This window comes from Natronorubrum thiooxidans, assembly GCF_900156475.1.
Classification (GTDB): Archaea; Halobacteriota; Halobacteria; order Halobacteriales; family Natrialbaceae; genus Natronorubrum; species Natronorubrum thiooxidans.
In genome coordinates this window covers 1-16200 of sequence record NZ_FTNR01000030.1, presented here as the reverse complement: position 1 = coordinate 16200, position 16200 = coordinate 1, and the positions used below count along the sequence as shown (strand labels likewise).

Annotated in this window: 15 protein-coding genes; 8 read left to right on the top strand and 7 right to left on the bottom strand. The window is 54.1% G+C overall.

The window, feature by feature from the left end:
- Positions 1-581: RNA-guided endonuclease InsQ/TnpB family protein (locus BW940_RS19900; RefSeq protein ID WP_143823971.1), on the bottom strand; the 581-nt coding region annotated here is incomplete at its 3' end.
- 196 nt (positions 582-777) lie between these two features.
- On the opposite strand from BW940_RS19900, the gene BW940_RS19895 reads away from it, so the two are divergent.
- On the top strand, positions 778-1746 hold the full coding sequence (locus tag BW940_RS19895; RefSeq protein WP_076610912.1) for a hypothetical protein: 969 nt from the start codon (positions 778-780) through the stop codon (positions 1744-1746).
- A gap of 25 nt (positions 1747-1771) precedes the next feature.
- On the opposite strand, the gene BW940_RS19890 is transcribed toward BW940_RS19895, so the two are convergent.
- The 5 genes from BW940_RS19890 to BW940_RS19870 form a co-directional block, all read right to left on the bottom strand.
- Positions 1772-2740 (bottom strand): type IV pilin domain-containing protein, encoded by a 969-nt coding sequence (locus BW940_RS19890; protein ID WP_076610911.1) that lies wholly within the window; start codon positions 2738-2740, stop codon positions 1772-1774.
- Positions 2741-2866: 126 nt separating this feature from the next.
- The gene (locus BW940_RS22250; protein WP_076610910.1) at positions 2867-3070 is read right to left on the bottom strand and encodes a hypothetical protein; all 204 of its coding nucleotides are present in this window, start codon (positions 3068-3070) and stop codon (positions 2867-2869) included.
- 482 nt (positions 3071-3552) lie between these two features.
- Positions 3553-3849 (bottom strand): PadR family transcriptional regulator, encoded by a 297-nt coding sequence (locus tag BW940_RS19880; protein ID WP_076610909.1) that lies wholly within the window; start codon positions 3847-3849, stop codon positions 3553-3555.
- A 6-nt stretch (positions 3850-3855) separates the two neighbouring features.
- Positions 3856-4092, bottom strand: coding sequence for a hypothetical protein (locus tag BW940_RS19875; protein WP_076610908.1), 237 nt, complete (start codon positions 4090-4092; stop codon positions 3856-3858).
- On the bottom strand, positions 4085-4354 hold the full coding sequence (locus BW940_RS19870) for a PadR family transcriptional regulator (protein WP_235847869.1): 270 nt from the start codon (positions 4352-4354) through the stop codon (positions 4085-4087). Before BW940_RS19870 ends, BW940_RS19875 begins: the two co-directional genes overlap by 8 nt.
- A gap of 428 nt (positions 4355-4782) precedes the next feature.
- On the opposite strand from BW940_RS19870, the gene BW940_RS19865 reads away from it, so the two are divergent.
- The 7 genes from BW940_RS19865 (at position 4783) to BW940_RS21325 (ending at position 15515) form a co-directional block, all read left to right on the top strand.
- On the top strand, positions 4783-5073 hold the full coding sequence (locus BW940_RS19865) for a hypothetical protein (RefSeq protein WP_076610906.1): 291 nt from the start codon (positions 4783-4785) through the stop codon (positions 5071-5073).
- 457 nt (positions 5074-5530) lie between these two features.
- Positions 5531-8641 (top strand): DUF5817 domain-containing protein, encoded by a 3111-nt coding sequence (locus BW940_RS19860; protein ID WP_076610905.1) that lies wholly within the window; start codon positions 5531-5533, stop codon positions 8639-8641.
- 507 nt (positions 8642-9148) lie between these two features.
- Positions 9149-10024, top strand: a complete 876-nt coding sequence (locus tag BW940_RS19855; RefSeq protein ID WP_076610904.1) for a hypothetical protein — start codon at positions 9149-9151, stop codon at positions 10022-10024.
- Positions 10025-10837: 813 nt separating this feature from the next.
- Positions 10838-12439, top strand: a complete 1602-nt coding sequence (locus BW940_RS19850) for a hypothetical protein (RefSeq protein WP_143823970.1) — start codon at positions 10838-10840, stop codon at positions 12437-12439.
- Positions 12439-13395, top strand: a complete 957-nt coding sequence (locus BW940_RS19845; protein ID WP_076610902.1) for a hypothetical protein — start codon at positions 12439-12441, stop codon at positions 13393-13395. The genes BW940_RS19850 and BW940_RS19845 overlap by 1 nt, the downstream gene beginning before the upstream one ends.
- Positions 13395-14219, top strand: coding sequence for a bactofilin family protein (locus tag BW940_RS19840; protein WP_076610901.1), 825 nt, complete (start codon positions 13395-13397; stop codon positions 14217-14219). The genes BW940_RS19845 and BW940_RS19840 overlap by 1 nt, the downstream gene beginning before the upstream one ends.
- 624 nt (positions 14220-14843) lie before the next feature.
- A complete protein-coding gene (locus tag BW940_RS21325; protein ID WP_143823968.1) occupies positions 14844-15515 on the top strand; it encodes a hypothetical protein in 672 nt (223 codons plus the stop codon).
- A gap of 430 nt (positions 15516-15945) precedes the next feature.
- Here BW940_RS21325 and BW940_RS19825 read toward each other — a convergent pair.
- Positions 15946-16200 (bottom strand): DUF3006 domain-containing protein (locus BW940_RS19825; protein ID WP_076610898.1); only part of this gene is annotated, 255 nt, incomplete at its 5' end.

Here is a 16200-nt window from a genome sequence, read left to right as displayed (position 1 = left end):
TCGATGTCTTCGGGCGCGAGTTTTTCGGGTTCGTCGGTTTTGATGCAGAATGAGACGTACCACGCGCCCGTCGGCTCTTTCTTCAGCGTGACCTCCTTGATGGTTTCGTGGTCTGGGAGGTTGCGGTGGAGGCGAATCGGGATTTCGCGGGTTTCGCCTTTGAGTTTCTTGAGTACGAGGAGTCCTCGGTTGTTCGGACCACTCTTCTTGTCGAGTTCGAAGCCCGATTGCCGGTACGTGAAACTTCTGAACTCACGCGGTTTCTTCCAGTTCAGCGACCCAACATTGTAGCCTTTGGCTTTGAGTTTACCGAGGCTTTCGATATTGTCTCGGATGCGCTCGATAGCTTTCTGCAAGACTGTCGAGTAGACCTGTTTGAGGTCTGGCCACCAGTTTTTCATCGTGGGGAGGGTGTCTCTGACGCTCCAGACGCGTTGACGGAGCGTTCCTGCGTCTTCGGGTATCTGGTTGAATTCGCGGAGTGCGTGATTGTATGTTTGTCGTACGGTGTTTCGTGTCCAGTCCATCGCTTCGCGTTGCTCTGTGGTGGGGAGTAAGCGATAGCGAGGGCTGTACTTCATACGACGTGTCAACTCGTATGAATTGGGCTGTCTTAATCGTGCTGATTCGGGTGCTTGTGACTCGTGCGGGCGCTGTATCCCCTCCCTACTCGCTCGCTACGCTCGCTCCTTGAGGAAGGGGGGTTAACGCCCTCTCTTTCAGCCAACCGGAAGACATCCCACCACGGTTTTGCCACCCGACCACCACTCATCTAATATGCCGTTCAGTGTGAGTTGGCACACGCTTCTCGAGGAACTCGATAGTCTCCCCAACGGAGCGACGCTCGTCACACCCTTGTCGCACAATCAGTTCCGGATCACTGACGTACAGGAGCAACGTGTCATCATCAACTTTGAGGGCAAAAATCAAAAGCGACCACTCCAGCGCGACCAGTTTGAGATACTGTACCGGCGGATCACCGATACACCAAATGGTTTCGAACTTGACCGACTCCCTCCTGACGCTGACCCGTACCCAGCGGTGTGGAGCCTCCATACTCGCTTCGAAATCAACGAGGATGCTGGCGTGATCATCGAGAGAGATGGGCCGACATCGACACAGCTGCTCGGGGCCGAGACTGAGCCGACAGTTGAAGACCGGACAGAGCCCGATCTTGATGTGTACGCCGACGCGCTACTGCTCGTAGATGCGCTTGAACGTCACGACGTAGCTACGCTAGAGGACATGGAAACAGAGGCGCTGGTCAATCTATACACCCTGCTCTCGGACGTCCAGCGTAATGCCAACGGTCTCCGCCAAGACGTCGCCGACGTACTCCTCAATCGTCTCCACCACGATCAGCCAGTCAATGGTCCGTTCGGCTCTGTCCAGCGGACGACTCGACGTAACCGCACACTCAAGGATGACGAGGAGGTCCTGGCAGTGCTCGAAGACGCTGGAATTGACTGTGAACGCGTTATGGGTGTGGATCGCGAGAAAGTTGATGACGCGCTGGAGGTGACAGAGTTAGCCGAGAGTGACGTCTACGAAATCGACGAACGCGAATACGTCCGAAAGGCGGAGGTAGACGAGGAACTCAAGGAAACGCGTCTGCAAGGTCTCAAGGAGCAACTCGCGGCGACAGAAAGTGAAGAGGCCCAAGCTCTACGTCAGGAAATTGAGGACCTCGAGGACCGTATCGACGAACTCACGAGTTTCCGGACAGGGACGGAAATGCATAAATAACGCCTACCGGCGCGATGACGCCCCGTTATTCACACGGTGTGATGGTTTGTTCCCCTCCGTTCTGGAATGTTAGTTCACACTGCTTTTCGCCGTCAATAATAGCAGTCACCGTCAGTGGGAAATTCAACTGTCCTGAACCCAGATCCCAATCATCTTCATCTATCTCATACCTGTCCTTTGTAGGACTGATTCCCTCACTGGATGTGGAATGTTTCTCAAATTCGAAATCGAACTGGATGGCCTCTTCACCATCTGGATTTTCCATCTGCCAATCGATACTAACAGACTCAACTCGGTTCGGTTGTCCCTTACCGTTTCGTTCTTCTTCGGTGACTGTAACAGATAGACTGTCGAATGCTGGTTCGGCTTCGTCATCTGTGCTACCTCCATCGTCTCCATCCTCGTCGGTGTCTGTGCTACCTCCATCGTCTCCATCCTCGTCGGTGTCTGTGCTACCTCCATCGTCTCCGTCCTCGTCGGTGTCTGTGCTACCCCCATCGTCTCCGTCCTCGTCGGTGTCTGTGCTACCCCCACTGCCTCCGTCTGCTTCTTCGCGCACATCGTAGGTGCTGATCAATTCCGACTGAGCTCCCCCATCCAGAATCACAGTAATCGAATTTGTCTTATCGAGATCTGTACAGCCACCACCACCACCATCACCGTATCCAGTAATATTCATCCTGTTACCGACGCCGACCCCATTAGAACTATCCCATTCACCACAAGCTTCGTGCCCGTCTACTCGGATTTTGAAGTTATCTTCGTCAACAGATGAAGTACCTATGAGCGATGTGACAACCACCGAAACATTATCATCATCATTCTCCTGAATATAGTCCACATCAATATCCGGAGAAGGTTGGATAATTCCACCCTGACTAAGAATAATAGATCCGACAAGGGCCATAGTCATGACAGAGATAGCGACAAGTAACACAACGCCGATTACCGGCGAAACAGCGTTATCATCTCTGAGAAATGCCAATTTCTCCATCTTTTCTAGATCTAGCAGACAGTGATCGGTTAAGCATATCGACGGTTTATGCTCTCCTGGGATTCTATTCTTTTTCTATAGCTTCTTGTAGACGAACAAGAGCGCCTTGAAAGCCTTTGCTGGCCTCTAGTAATTCTCAGATAGTGGATTTGGGCCCCCAATCTCGAGTGTGGCAACTGCCGCTTCAGGATCAACGTCGTACTCGACAAGCCGATCGGCAGCCAGTTGCCAAGCTCGTTCTGAGAGTTCAGGATCGATCTGTTCAAAATGCACTGAAAATTCGGTCAAGGCAACAGCGATTAAAAGGTCATCACGTTTTTGCGTACACATCGACGCGTCTTGCGCCGCTTTGGTATATAAACCACAACATCAGTCTAGAAAGCTCGGCAAGAAGCCGAGGTGGAGCCCCCTCCGCTGGAATACGAATGGTAGTGGTGGGTATTCCCAACGGACGGGACGGTCAAAGATCGTCTGTAGCTCAAAGTTGTCGACAGAGACCGATCTCGACCAGTGGCGAGGACAATGTCTCAGGTGCGAGTACTATCGACAATGACAGCACACGATCCATCGCCAGCTAAACTGTTCGTCTGCTTTATCATTAACTTGTTGGCCAACTAGGTAGAATGGTGGCGATCCACTTGATCAGTGTATGCAGATGTATTGCAACCGGCGTCTGTCGAGACTGCTGGCAAAAGTCGCGGACCGGTGAAAACGAGCTGGCCCTCGAGCAGCGGTTCCTCGCGTGGGACTCGATCGTCAGCCATCGTTGTCAGGGTCTTCTAACTCGGATACGTCGATCGCACTACTGTGCGTTATTGTTCTGTGTCCGAAAATAGGTCGCCGACGTACTGGTTCTCCCAAGACCGACGAGCCTCGAGTTCGCGTTCGCCACGTCGGGTGATAATATAGAAGTTCGTTCGCCGATCAGCCTGTCCCTTTTCGACGAGACCCTTGTCGACCAGTGTATCGAGGTTTGGATACAACCGCCCATGGTGGATCTCTTTCTCGTAGTAGTTCTCAAGTTCCTCTTTGATCGCGAGGCCATGTGGTTCCTCTTGGCCAGCAATAGCATAGAGCAGGTCACGCTGAAAACCGGTCAGATCATACATATCTGATCACTGTTCTATCAGACTATAAGATTGTCGAATATAATACCAATCAGTAGTTTCGTCGGCATTTTTTCCGCCGCCCTTACTCAGTGCCTCCATTCGGACTCGAGACTCCCCATCTTCGTCTGTGGTCGTCGCTTTCGTATTCTCGAGTCGAACGAACGGCTTCTCGTCTTCACTACTCGGAAAAACGAACTGGCCCTCGAGCAGTGGTTCTTCGCTTAGGACTTGGTCGTCACTCATCGTCGCCGTCGTCTTCTAACTCGGATGCGGCGAGATCACCCTCGAGGTAGTCGCGGCCCTTGTCGGTGATCGCATAGTATCCTTTCTGTTCATCAATTTTTTTGACTAATCCTTTCTCTTGGAGTTTTTGTAGTCGTCGGTGGATCGTGGAATAGGAAATCGAAATTCCTTCACGTTCCAGATTTATTTCCAAACCAGTTGGAGGGAGAGTCACCTCACGCTCGTGGAGAAATTCCAAGATAGAGTCATCATTGCCAGTCATCCACGAAACACGGGTTCGCATTCATTCCCAAGTTTTTGTGCAGCCATCATAATATTATGTGATGAATTTTCCTTCGGCATATTCAGTACCACTGTGACAGTGTATACTGCCAAAATTTAAGTAAGGTGGGATAACAAGAGTAGTATCAATAAATGCGACTCTCTCAACAGGCAACCTGTCTGGAAAACAGGCCCGAAGCAAGCCTGTTGGAGCGTGTCGAGTCTGTTGACAAGCACTGGACAACAGCCATGACAGACACCGCGCGCGACACGACGTCTACCGACAGACCAGCAGTTCGTGACAACCCCGCCACGACGCAAAGCCGCAAGACTACGACGGTGAAACGGGTGGAAACCACCCTCTCCGTATCTAATACCTCTCCGTCCATCACCCCTGATAAGGCATTCGCGCAATCAGACACGACCGACATGGCACGTGCCATCAAGCGCACGACCATGATCGACCTCTCGATGTTCGTCGACGAGCTGCCCGCGGGCACGACCGTCGAACTCGCCGTCACGGACGACCGCTCGAGATACACACTCGAGTTCGCGCGTCGCGACGATCGCTGGACGATCGAGGGCGCAGGCAGCAGTGCTGAACTGACCGCCGTCTACGCCACCGGAAACACGGTGTGCGAAACACCTGAGCGCGTGCCCGGCTGGATCGAAGCTGTGTGTGCCGAACTCAACATCTTCGAGGTCTCAGTCCGCCGATGATGCGCGATCAACGAACCGACTCCTCGCTGTTTGGGCAGCGAGTGAAACAGACATCAGCGGCTGTTTGGGCAGCCGCCAACTGGCACACTGCCAGCACAATCCACTGGGAAGTGAATGAAAATAACATCATACGTTCCAACTAGATTTAAGAACGGTCGGTTCGTTCGTTGCAGATATGCGCGGCTAAAGAAAATCGACCGCAGGGTGCGAGGCCGAAGCCCCGACAGCAAGAAGTTGGCTACTCCTTTGTTGTCGGGCTTAGGTCTTAAGTTTTCCCCCACGCAGACTGGCGAGACTCGTCATTACGAGTTGCTTGCCTGTCAGCAAGTCGGGAGTGCGCGTTCTGTGGTCGGAGTTACACACGCATGAACGCGCGAGACACACGTAGCGAGGAGAGTGCTGTCTACACGACAGCCAGATTAGGACCAGCAATAGCGACCGGCACGGAGGCGGACTGATGAGCGGGTTCGACATTCTGCCTTGTTCGACGTGTACGAACACGTGGATTCAAGAAAGCGGATGGCGGACTCGAGAGTCGGTTTCGTGCCCACACTGTGGAACTGAACACACCACAGACAGTGTAAGACTCCGTGGGTCACAGGAGACGCTCGCCGGTGCATCCGAACTCCGGTCACGGATCGAAGCCGCCGAAGCCGGCAAAGCCGAGATCTACGAGACGTTCACCGAAGACTGTGGCCAGTACGCCGACCAAGCTGTCGAAGTCGAGTCCCAGATTGACTCACTCACGCTCGATGCCGAAAAAATGGATCTCTCCCCGATCGGGAGCGACCGATACGAGACACTCGCGAAGACAGTGCTCGAGCCCGAGCGACGAAAGTTCGAAGAGTGGGCCGAGGAGTACAGCGGCATCGGCTTCGACGCGTTCGAAAATGAGGTGTCGCTTCATAATTCGGATGCTGATATCTACCGCGAGTACGTTGACGACGCCCTCGAGGGATGGGCCGACCGACCCGATCGCAACGAGCTGCCAACCGGCGACGTGTCGGTCACCGACACCAGACCAATCGACACGGCCGCAGTCGTCGAGATCGGCGACGTCACGGTCACCGATGTCTGGCAGGATCTCATGGCCAGCCCCGCGTTGCAATACGCCCTCGCACACGCGCTTGGTGGGTTGTTCGGTGGACTGGACCACGAGGACTGTTACGACGAACTCGAGGCCCACGGCGTGCCGTTCTGGCTTCGAACTCCCATCGCGAACGCTGCGAAGGGCAACACGGGCGACGTCTGGACTGTGGTCAGCGACCTTGTTCCCGAACTCGCCGAGAATCCACTCGCAGCTGTTGAGGATCTGTTGGCCGTTGCCAGCCTGTTCAGTGGCCTCGAGCACACGGAGACAGTCACCGTTGTCGTGCGCGATGCATTTGTCGATCCAAAACAGACTCGTCGCGACCAGTGTGTCGACGTCTGTGACCTGCTGGCCGTGTTGGCAGCCTCACTTGACATCCAGATCGTCGGCCACAGTTCGACGCTGCGAACGCTGGCCGATCGGCACCGACTCGATCTCCCCGGCGTTAGCAATTGGTGCAATCGACACCGTGGAGACAGCCGACTCGGAGATCTGAGTGAGCGTGCCCTGGCTGCGCTGAATCCAAGCGATCGTGCAGTCACGATTCTCCGAGATCTGACCGACACTCCCGACGGTGTGCTGTCGCGTCATGCCCTCGAGAGCACGCACGACGTGAGTTCCCAGCGCATCTCCCAGATCCTTCGAACTGACGACGACTCGCTGACTGACCTCGGACTGGTCGAGATTTACGGGCCGAACGGTGACCAGATGATTCAGTTGCTCGAGGCTGGCGAACGCGTACTCGAGACGTTCGACCGTGAACACGGCCGTCAACAGTCGTTTTCGGATTTTGATTTTGCGACCGGAAAATCTCATCTACAGTGCCGTGTAACCCCGCGTGAGGGAGTGGGTGGAGGAGAGGACGATGCCGACCGATCACAGGAGACTCTCCCCTATCGAACCCGCTACGCCAACAGCGACACCCATGCTGCAGCTGCCGCATGTGGACGCACCGGGGCTGTAACCATGGTAAATGGCAGTATAGAAGGGCAAAGCGGGGACGACGGGAAGGTACGGCTAGTAAGCTACAACAATGAACGCGAAGAGGCAGTTGTAGCCGTACGGGCAGCCGAACCGCTGCCGTACACAGTGAACATTGCACTGGCGTTAGCGAGCCCACGGTTTATTGACCGTGCCCTGCCGACCGATCGTCTCGAGACTATCGACGATCCGCCGGCTATCCTTCGCGACGCCCGGAACATCGGTGCTCTCTCGAGTGAGGCGCTTGCCGATCCACAGGTCCTTCGCGATGATCTCGTCGAGTGGGGCGAAGACATCGCGGAGATGACGACGAAACTTCACCACCAGGACTACGAGGATCGCTGTGCCTTCCGCTCGAGTATCATGCGGCTAGCACACGGACTGGCTGGCTCGATCGTACACTTACTCGATCTCGTCGGGACGGACGTTATCCGCGAGATCCGCGTCCCTCAAGGTGCGAACCTCGAGAAACACCTCAAACCGTTAGCGAAGTCGCTCGGCATCTCGGCGGCGATCCAGTCGCGGTATGGCACGTTCGCTCCCTATCGACAGTTGTTCGACGTCCCGAACTGTGACGATCCGCTGCTGTCACCGGCCGTCGACGCGGCCGATCCGACGGGCACCCTGATCGGTTCGTTCGTGATCCGCGGCCCGGACATCCACCGCTTCCGTGAGGATCTCGAGTACCACCTCGAGGCACCTCGTGAGCTCGTTGACGACGCGCCGGAGTTCGGGATCGATATCACGGTTCGGGACGTCGACCGGACGGACTTCGAACGGACGATCTCACGGATCCTCGAGCAGAAGAACATCGCAACGACTCACCAAGCTGTCTCGGTGCTGTACGGGCTCGTCGCGACGCCGCATGACGTCGCACATGTCCTGAATACCCGACTTGAGCCCGAAGATCACCGTCGAGAGATCCGCCCGGACGAACTCCGCGTGGCGTTGCGTGGACTTGATCCAACAGCGCTCGTCCCGGAGTTACCGCGATCGGTCGGAAAGATCATCGCGGCGCTGCTGGCGGCATCGGAACCACTCGCCCAGAAAATCGTCGCCGATCGAGCTGACGTCTCTGCCCGAACGGTCCGCAATCACGCTGACAAACTCGCGGCGTTCGACATCGTTCGAATCGGCGCTGCCGGCTACCGATTGGCGCTCTCGTTCCCAACAGCTTCCGAACGCAAACAGCCGGTTGCCCCGGCAACGACCACCGAGACGGCGAGTCTGCTCCTCGATGCCGTCGACCCGCTGCTCGTCTCGACGCTGCCGCCGGCCCGCTACGGAGATCCTAGTGATCCAATCGGTGGCGTGCTCTTTGAGCCACAGGACCCGTGGGCATTGCTCGAGATCGATGCCTATGCGCCATGGATCGAAATCGCCGGCCGGCTCACAGATGGTGAGCGGCAAACGCAACCGGAAAAACGCATTCAGATGGGGCCGGAACTCGCACAACAGTCAATCGAAGCCGCGGCGACGTCGGCAGTGGCCGACTGATCCTCGCGGTCGATGGACTGTGATATCGGGGTTCGGAAACCGCCCTGCTCGAGTTCAAAACGGCTCGCGTGTGGTCAGCCCCTTGATCTGAGAAGTGCGCACTGGAGTTTCTATCAGGTTTAGATTATTCCCAGGGAGCCGTAATGAATACAGAGCGCGAATGTGCCACGAGTCTGAGCGCGATCAACACGGTGGGTCGAACGCTCAATACGTGAGAAGCACTCAAAGGAATCGTCGGGACCGTTCTCTGACTCACCAACTGCTTCACGGGATCGTATTCTCTAATAAGTGAGTGTCTATCTTGATGAAATATCGTATTAATCGTCCTCAGGCATACATATACACGCAGAATAAAGTGAATAACAATTATATGTGACGTAAATTGACTGGTTACCGCGCTTGAATGAGCATGAAAGCGTGGGTGCCAACAACCCTGTCAGAGGGAGAGAGGCAATAGCAACCAGTCATACTATGAATCGACGCAAATTCATCGCAGGCGCAGGCGGTATGGGAGCAGCAGCTATTGGGGGTGCTGCACTCTTCAGCTCGAGTGCAGCGGCCAGTTCCGACGTGAACATTTCGGCCACCAACCCAGAAACCGTTTCGACGGAGGACGGTACACTCAGCGAGGTCACAATCGAACCGGACCTCACTCTGAGTTGGCAGAACTTCGACGAGACAGTGAGTCGTGCACGCGTGCTTGTGGAAGCAGCTGCCAGTGGAAGTGACTATATGCCGGTGTTCCGCACCACTCCGTGGTACGATGACAGCAACGACGAAGGACTCAGCAACAGTGGCGTCAACCTGGGAACGCGTGTCTTCGGCGTTCGTGGTGCCGGAAGCGGTAACAGACCGTATGCAGATGGCCATCGGTTCCCGATTCAGGTCGCTAACGAAATCGGTGTTCCTGACTACGAAGCGGTCGCTAACTCTGCGGAAGAGAGCGTAACCGAAGACACCTACCTCGAGGGAACGAGTGTCGGAAGACCCACTGACTTCTCGGAGATCGTTAACCACACGGACGATGGTGATGGGTGGAAATTCGGGTACTACGGTGCTGCCTCGCACATTTCCGACTTCTACACGGCTGAAGACGATTCCACAGACGCAACCACGGTGAACCTTCGGTACACCGTTACCCTCCATACGAATGACGAGTACACGCCGCTGGCGATGTACAACGAGTACGAGGGACACATCGCGAAGAGTGCCGCGCCAAGTGGGTTCGATGTGACAGCAGATTCGATCCCGCACAATGTCCTCGTGCAATCTGATGGGCACCCGGCCATCACTGTCGAAGAAACCAGCTTCGCTGTCTCCGTGGAGAACCTCCCGGCAGACAGCGACGTTAGCGGGTCGTCCAACCCTGACGCATCGGCTTAACGCGTCAGGGGATACTCCTGTCGGGGAGTGATAGCCCCATAACCATTGGTACCATTTTATACGCGGAGCAGACACAATGCCACAGTATTTAAACTATGAGTTGACTTCTATGACACGCTCACATCAAGAAGGCTGCAAAACAGGAAATTCCGATCCCGTCATGCGATTAAATACGGCCGAAGGAAGGCGGTGGGTTGCTGACCGCTAGAGCGAGGAATTCGCGACTGCACTCAAGATAATTCGATTTCGAAAAGCCAACTGATCGTGGCGGGAGATCGCCGACGAAACGAGCGTAAACCGATCAACTGCCCATGGAATCTACAATCGGCGAGACCGATCTCTCAAGGAAGCCGAATCCAGAGTTGTAGCATAATAAATATTTCCCAGATAGCACTTGTGAGTGGTAAAGACACATTCTGGATGAATTATAAATGACGAGAGCCAAATCTGCTGATAAGTATACGTACAATTGTTAGTGTTGAAGCGATCAAAAGGAGTCCGTTCCTGTCCCATTTCTCATTCCATATATACCTCGTTAAGCCCGCTTCTGACGTTCGAATTTGAATGTCACCGGTGCTGCCATTGTTAGACTCTCAAGTATTTCGGCTACAAATACATTTATATTTGATTGGTTGTATCTAGCGGATGAATGTCACATATAGAGACTATCTGTTTGAGAAGAGTTTCTTTAAAGATAACTTGTAGGGAGACTAACCAAGGGGGAGACGCATGCGTGTAACCGATGTCGTATTTAAGAGCGACACACCAGTGGACGAAGATCAAGCTCTCGCGGTTGCAGTCTCCGAGGCTCTTATGGACCCACTGTCGGATCATCTTAAACAGCAACAGACAATGCTCCGACAGGTCGTCGGTGTTGGCATGATCGGGGTCGCGCTTAGTATTGTTGCACTCGCAATCGATGTAAGCGGTAACCTTCCCATCCTGTTGCTCCTCGGTGGGATTGCCGTCGCTGGCGGCGGGTACGTCTACGTAAACAGTCGCGAGCCAGACGTCACGGTGACGGGCATCGACAAGGCGTACTGGACAGGATATTGCATTTCGGACGACGCGGGCGTCGTCGTTTACGACGCAACCGAGTCGATCGACCATACGTCATTCGAGATTGAACGTCTTGCGGACGAAGAGATGATCGGTAACGCCGCCGAGCAACTCGACGAACTTGAGGAGTTCCCGGTTGTCATGCCGACCGAGGAGAACATCGAACGGACGTTTATGGACACATTGGAACGCGTCCGCTCCGAAATCGACGACGCAGAACGTCACACACTCGAGATGCCAGTCCTACACACAGACAATCCTGCGGCCAATGGCATCACTTCTGTCACTGACTTGGTCGACGACGGACAGGACTCAGTCGACGTCAACGTTGAAGTGACCGTTGACGAGGCACAGAATGACATCGAATCGCTGGCGCAATTGAACCAGATAGCTGCCGCCGATGATGACGAGGCCAAACTTGAGGCTGTGTCTAATAAGAGTCAACAGTTAGTAGACGATCTCTCAGGGATGCAGGAGACGGCGATCGACCTGTTGAACGACCATGTTGGGACGGCTGCCGACTCATTCGGTTTAGTGAGTTACAACTTCTACTGTCCTGACTGTCTGGCCGATGACGTCGAGTCCAAGACAACGATGTCTGATCTGGATTCCGGCGAGTGGTACTGTGAGACGTGCCGGAGTTATCGTGAGACAGAAGATATCGTCCCGCGACACCGCATTAAAGACGACGTGGTCAATCCAGTCTGGGATCAACTCTGGATTGAAAAGGACGACGAACGCCGAGAGATTTATGAGAAGGTTGAGGATCAAAAGCGGGAACTCCAAGAACGGGAGTTCGAACAACGCAGCGAGGAGATCCGATCGGCTACGGATCGCATCAAAGACTTGCGGTCGCGCATCCGTGACCTCAAGACGCAGGCGAAAGCCGCCGAAGGAACGGTTGAGGAAATCGGCTCACTCATGGTGAAGTACGACCGAATCAACGAGGAGCGAAAGCGCGAATTCCGACGAGACGTTGAAGAGAGTTTCGACCAGATTGACCAGCGAACATCGGAGATACTGGAGAGAATGCAAAACGAACAACAGAAGCGACTCGCCGAGTCCGAACAGGCAGCGAAGGAGAAAGCCGAACTGCTTCGGGAAGAAGAACGTCGCCGGGATGCTGAAAAATTTGCAGCCCAACAGAAGCTCCAAACCGCCCGTAAGCAGGCCGAAATGGAAAAGAGTGCAGAGTTGCACGAAGCCGAGATGTCGGTCGAAAAGCGCCACCATCGGGAAAACTGGATGCTGAAAACACGGGGGAGAACCTACATCCCAGGTCGGATTAACCAGATGAAAATGAAGAAGGACCGACTCACACGAGCGTCGGTTCGGACCGACGGAGGCGAGAACTGATGGCCGGAAATGACGACCTCCACGAGGTGCTGCTGAAAAATCAAGAAGCCGTCGGAAAAGTCGAACAGGCTGTAACCTCGCTCAAGGGAGTGGTCGAACAGGTCCGCGATGCCATCGTTGAGGGGACTACCGAGATTCGCGAGGCGATCCATGAGAATATTCGGGCCCAAGCTGAACTCAAGCTGATGGAGCATATGATGGAGGTGCGCTCAGTCAAACCGCAACTGGAAGCCGAACACGAGCGGATGTCTGCGGAGAGATCTGAGCTACAGGATCGCCTCGAAAACATCGAGGAGCGCTACCAGCGCAAACACGAGGAACTCGACGAGATGGCAGGTGAGCGCATCCGTGACCTCGGTTCACATATCTTCGAAATAAACGAACAGGAGTTCGAGGAGGGGGTCGAAGAACCCTTTACACAACAAGTGACCAGTGCCTGGCACGTCCTCCAAGCACACAATGAAACGGTGCGAGAGGAGCGAGAGGGACGACTTCGGGAGACTACTGACGAGATGGCCCAGCATATCACCGATTACGTGGACCGCCATGAGGAGCTAATCGAGTCGATCGATGAACACCGCTTTGATCCCGACGATGTTCCAGTCGATGGCGATGGAACCGAACCGCTACAACTTCCCTACTATGTCGTTGAATACGAGGTCGATGGCGTCTCCCAGCGGACAACAGTCGTTCCTTCCCGGCTCTCATCTGACGACGGAACAGAGTGGTGTCCAGTCTCATTGTCGCCATTACCGGGTATCGAGGACTTGATCAGCGACTCCCGAGAACTCGATACTACCAACACCGAGTCGTCACTCTCGCTGGAAACGCTACAGTCGACCGCGTCGACGCACGGCGAATCCTCGCTGCTCGGACTTTCTTATGAAGACGCGGTAATGGCAGCGATACCCGACGACGGTCATATCCCGGTTCGGACAGAGGGTGGTGACAACTGATGGCCCAGATCGAGACCACTCGAGCAGTCGTCGAAGCCAACGAGACATACGACGGGAAGATAATTCCAACCGAACAGGCGGAGATCGACCGTCCGGTCCGCGTCCGTGACGGATCGACCGTACAGGGAAGTATCTACGGCGAAACCGTCGAAATCCACTCTGACGCCGTCGTCGAGGGATCGGTCATGGGATCAGGATCCGTCGAGGTAACTGATAGCCGCGTTACTGGCGAGATTGGTACCCCTGGTCGAGTCTTCGCCGAGACTGCCCGCGTTGAAGGCACGATCACTGGCAAGCGGATTCGTCTCACAGATTGTGTCGTCCGCGGAAACGTCGTCGGTATGAACGTGATACTAGAAAACTGCGTTGTTCTCGGGATTACGACTGCAGATCGAGAGCTTACGATAGAAAACTCGCTTTGTTACACTGTCCGGAGCAGCGGCGACACAATTCTCGAGGATACGACGTTGATCCTACCACAGGCTATTGTCAATGGGACGCTGGACCTTGAGACGCCGGTCACCGTCGCAGGACTTGGTCACATCCAGGTGGATCAGGACGGTGACAATCGATCCGAGGACGATAATCCTCCGCTCCCGACGATGACCAAAGACGATCGTTACGAACGAGAGGGCACTACGTACTTAACGCTGGCTCCACGGGTGTTGAACTTAGAGCAGGTTACTGATCGCCTCGACGAACTCGAGAACGCCATCGTGGCCACGGTGGATGACACCAGCGGTGATGAGGGGGCGACGATGAGCGTTGAGGATGTTCTATCGCTCCTTGAGGCCGATGTCGGTACTCCTGGCCCGCTCGAGTGACCATGCTCAGTTTTGCTGCTCTTGTCATTGGGACAGTCGTCGCTCTCTGGTTCGTCGTATGGATGTGGCGAATCCTTGGCGCAATCGCAGGCGTCGAGACGGCCATTATCAGTATAGTCGTCATCGTATCAGTGGCGTGGATATATGGGGTCCTGCCGCCACTATTTGGCCTGATGGCAACCAGTCCAATCGTGATTGTCGCTGGTGTAATTAGTTTCATCTTACTTCGTGTCGTGATTTAGAGAAATCGTATGTGTTTAGCCCGAACTGATTTGGGTACTGTCTCGTAGGAAGCGTTCAACGGACGCGATATGAGCAGGAAGCAGACATCGAATACGGCTTTCAGGGCTCTGCTGCGGAGCCCATCCCGTTGCCTCTGCTGTCATAACTGGTTGGTGGAGTCTGTGAACGCAGACGATTTCATCAAAAAGAGCTATTTTTCGGTTGTTCAACTTGAGCAGCGGGTCGAAGAACTTGAGCAAGAAAACAAGCACTCGACAATCAACCGCCAGTCGAAGCACTTAATCAGAAGAACTCAATCTAGCAGTGTCGACCATCTCGAAATATTCATCTTCATTTTCTTCTGCAGAATAATTTATTGTCTGACAAGTATTATTTATAGCTATGAACCGCCGTGAGTACCTGTTGACGACCGGTCTTGCATCTCTTGGACTGCTCGCAGGTTGCTTGGGTTCCGAATCCAGTCAATTAGATGCCGAGCAGTGGCATGGAACCTATGGCGGGACCGCACAAGTAACAACACTCGATGCTTACTACAATGGAGATCAAATTAGCGAATACTCTCCGCTCGCAACTCATGAGGTCCCTGCAACAATCACGATTGAGGCTCCTCACTCCAGTGCCCAAACTACCGAATCTAACCCCGTCCATTTTTTCGCAGCCACGCCGACTGATCCAGCACGTGGGTATTCTCCCGGTGAATTCACTATTACTTCTGCTGAAACATATATAACAGAAGACCATCCAGAACCCAGCGTGTTTATGTTATGGGAGCTTCATATCCAGGGAAACACACTCTCTGGAGTTCTAATAGAAATGAATCCTAATGGAAGTAACAAATTCGAGGAAGAGAACCCTGCCATGGACACGAGTGCGACCGGAGTTGATTTGGGGACAGCTCCATGGCTGTTTATCTCTGGAACAGAACTTACTGCTCAGCTCTCTCAAGCCGGTATCACCGCTGAAATCGTGCCACTACAACCCGGAACAACAGTAGATTCAAACAATCAAATTGCCCTCGCAGCCGCAATCACAATGGATTTCACGCGACAGTAGCCAATACTAGTACCCCTTTCAAGTTAGACAGCCATTATTAAGAATCTGAAAGGCGAGCGTCAGAAGATGAAGATGTTGTCCAGTCCGTAGTCATTGATGACAACAATGAGTGTTTCTGTGTTGTTGCTTCTCTCACGTTCCCAGTATCAAACTAGGTGCTAAGTACACCACCTGTACTTCTCATGAGTGGTCTGCATAACGTTTGAATACTTGATTAGCTCGATAGGAGTCGCAACGTGACAAAACGAGGGGCCTGGACAGTTTAGGTTCGATATCACAATTAGTGAGTATACAAAGGTGACGCCGATCGCTCTCGCCATGCCCTTGGAGGGCAAGGCTTTCTCCTTGATTCTCCGTAACAGTACAGTAGACACAGAGAGAACCAAAAATACCCGCTACTGTACACTCTGTCCGTCAACAAGTAGTCAACTCATTCCTCACGATCGGACAACCGCTCGGACAATCGATCCAATTTCTCCTGAACAGATTCACGGCGTTCTCGTGTTGCGTCCGGTCGGTACTCCATCGACACAATCTCACTGTCCTTGATTGTCACCGACAGCACGCCACCGTCCGTTCGAGCGGGCTCTGGGAGTCGCTCAGCAGGGACATCCACTTGCTCGATCACCTGCTCGTCCTCTTCCAGCAAGATGACGGCGATCTCGCCGTCCTCGATTCGATCAAC

Coding starts and splice junctions, on each gene's coding strand:
- BW940_RS19895 (WP_076610912.1), top strand. CDS start 778: ATGCCGTTCAGTGTGAGTTGGCACACGCTTCTCGAGGAACTCGATAGT.
- BW940_RS19890 (WP_076610911.1), bottom strand. CDS start 2,740: ATGGAGAAATTGGCATTTCTCAGAGATGATAACGCTGTTTCGCCGGTA.
- BW940_RS22250 (WP_076610910.1), bottom strand. CDS start 3,070: ATGTGTACGCAAAAACGTGATGACCTTTTAATCGCTGTTGCCTTGACC.
- BW940_RS19880 (WP_076610909.1), bottom strand. CDS start 3,849: ATGTATGATCTGACCGGTTTTCAGCGTGACCTGCTCTATGCTATTGCT.
- BW940_RS19875 (WP_076610908.1), bottom strand. CDS start 4,092: ATGAGTGACGACCAAGTCCTAAGCGAAGAACCACTGCTCGAGGGCCAG.
- BW940_RS19870 (WP_235847869.1), bottom strand. CDS start 4,354: ATGACTGGCAATGATGACTCTATCTTGGAATTTCTCCACGAGCGTGAG.
- BW940_RS19865 (WP_076610906.1), top strand. CDS start 4,783: ATGGCACGTGCCATCAAGCGCACGACCATGATCGACCTCTCGATGTTC.
- BW940_RS19860 (WP_076610905.1), top strand. CDS start 5,531: ATGAGCGGGTTCGACATTCTGCCTTGTTCGACGTGTACGAACACGTGG.
- BW940_RS19855 (WP_076610904.1), top strand. CDS start 9,149: ATGGGAGCAGCAGCTATTGGGGGTGCTGCACTCTTCAGCTCGAGTGCA.
- BW940_RS19850 (WP_143823970.1), top strand. CDS start 10,838: ATGGACCCACTGTCGGATCATCTTAAACAGCAACAGACAATGCTCCGA.
- BW940_RS19845 (WP_076610902.1), top strand. CDS start 12,439: ATGGCCGGAAATGACGACCTCCACGAGGTGCTGCTGAAAAATCAAGAA.
- BW940_RS19840 (WP_076610901.1), top strand. CDS start 13,395: ATGGCCCAGATCGAGACCACTCGAGCAGTCGTCGAAGCCAACGAGACA.
- BW940_RS21325 (WP_143823968.1), top strand. CDS start 14,844: ATGAACCGCCGTGAGTACCTGTTGACGACCGGTCTTGCATCTCTTGGA.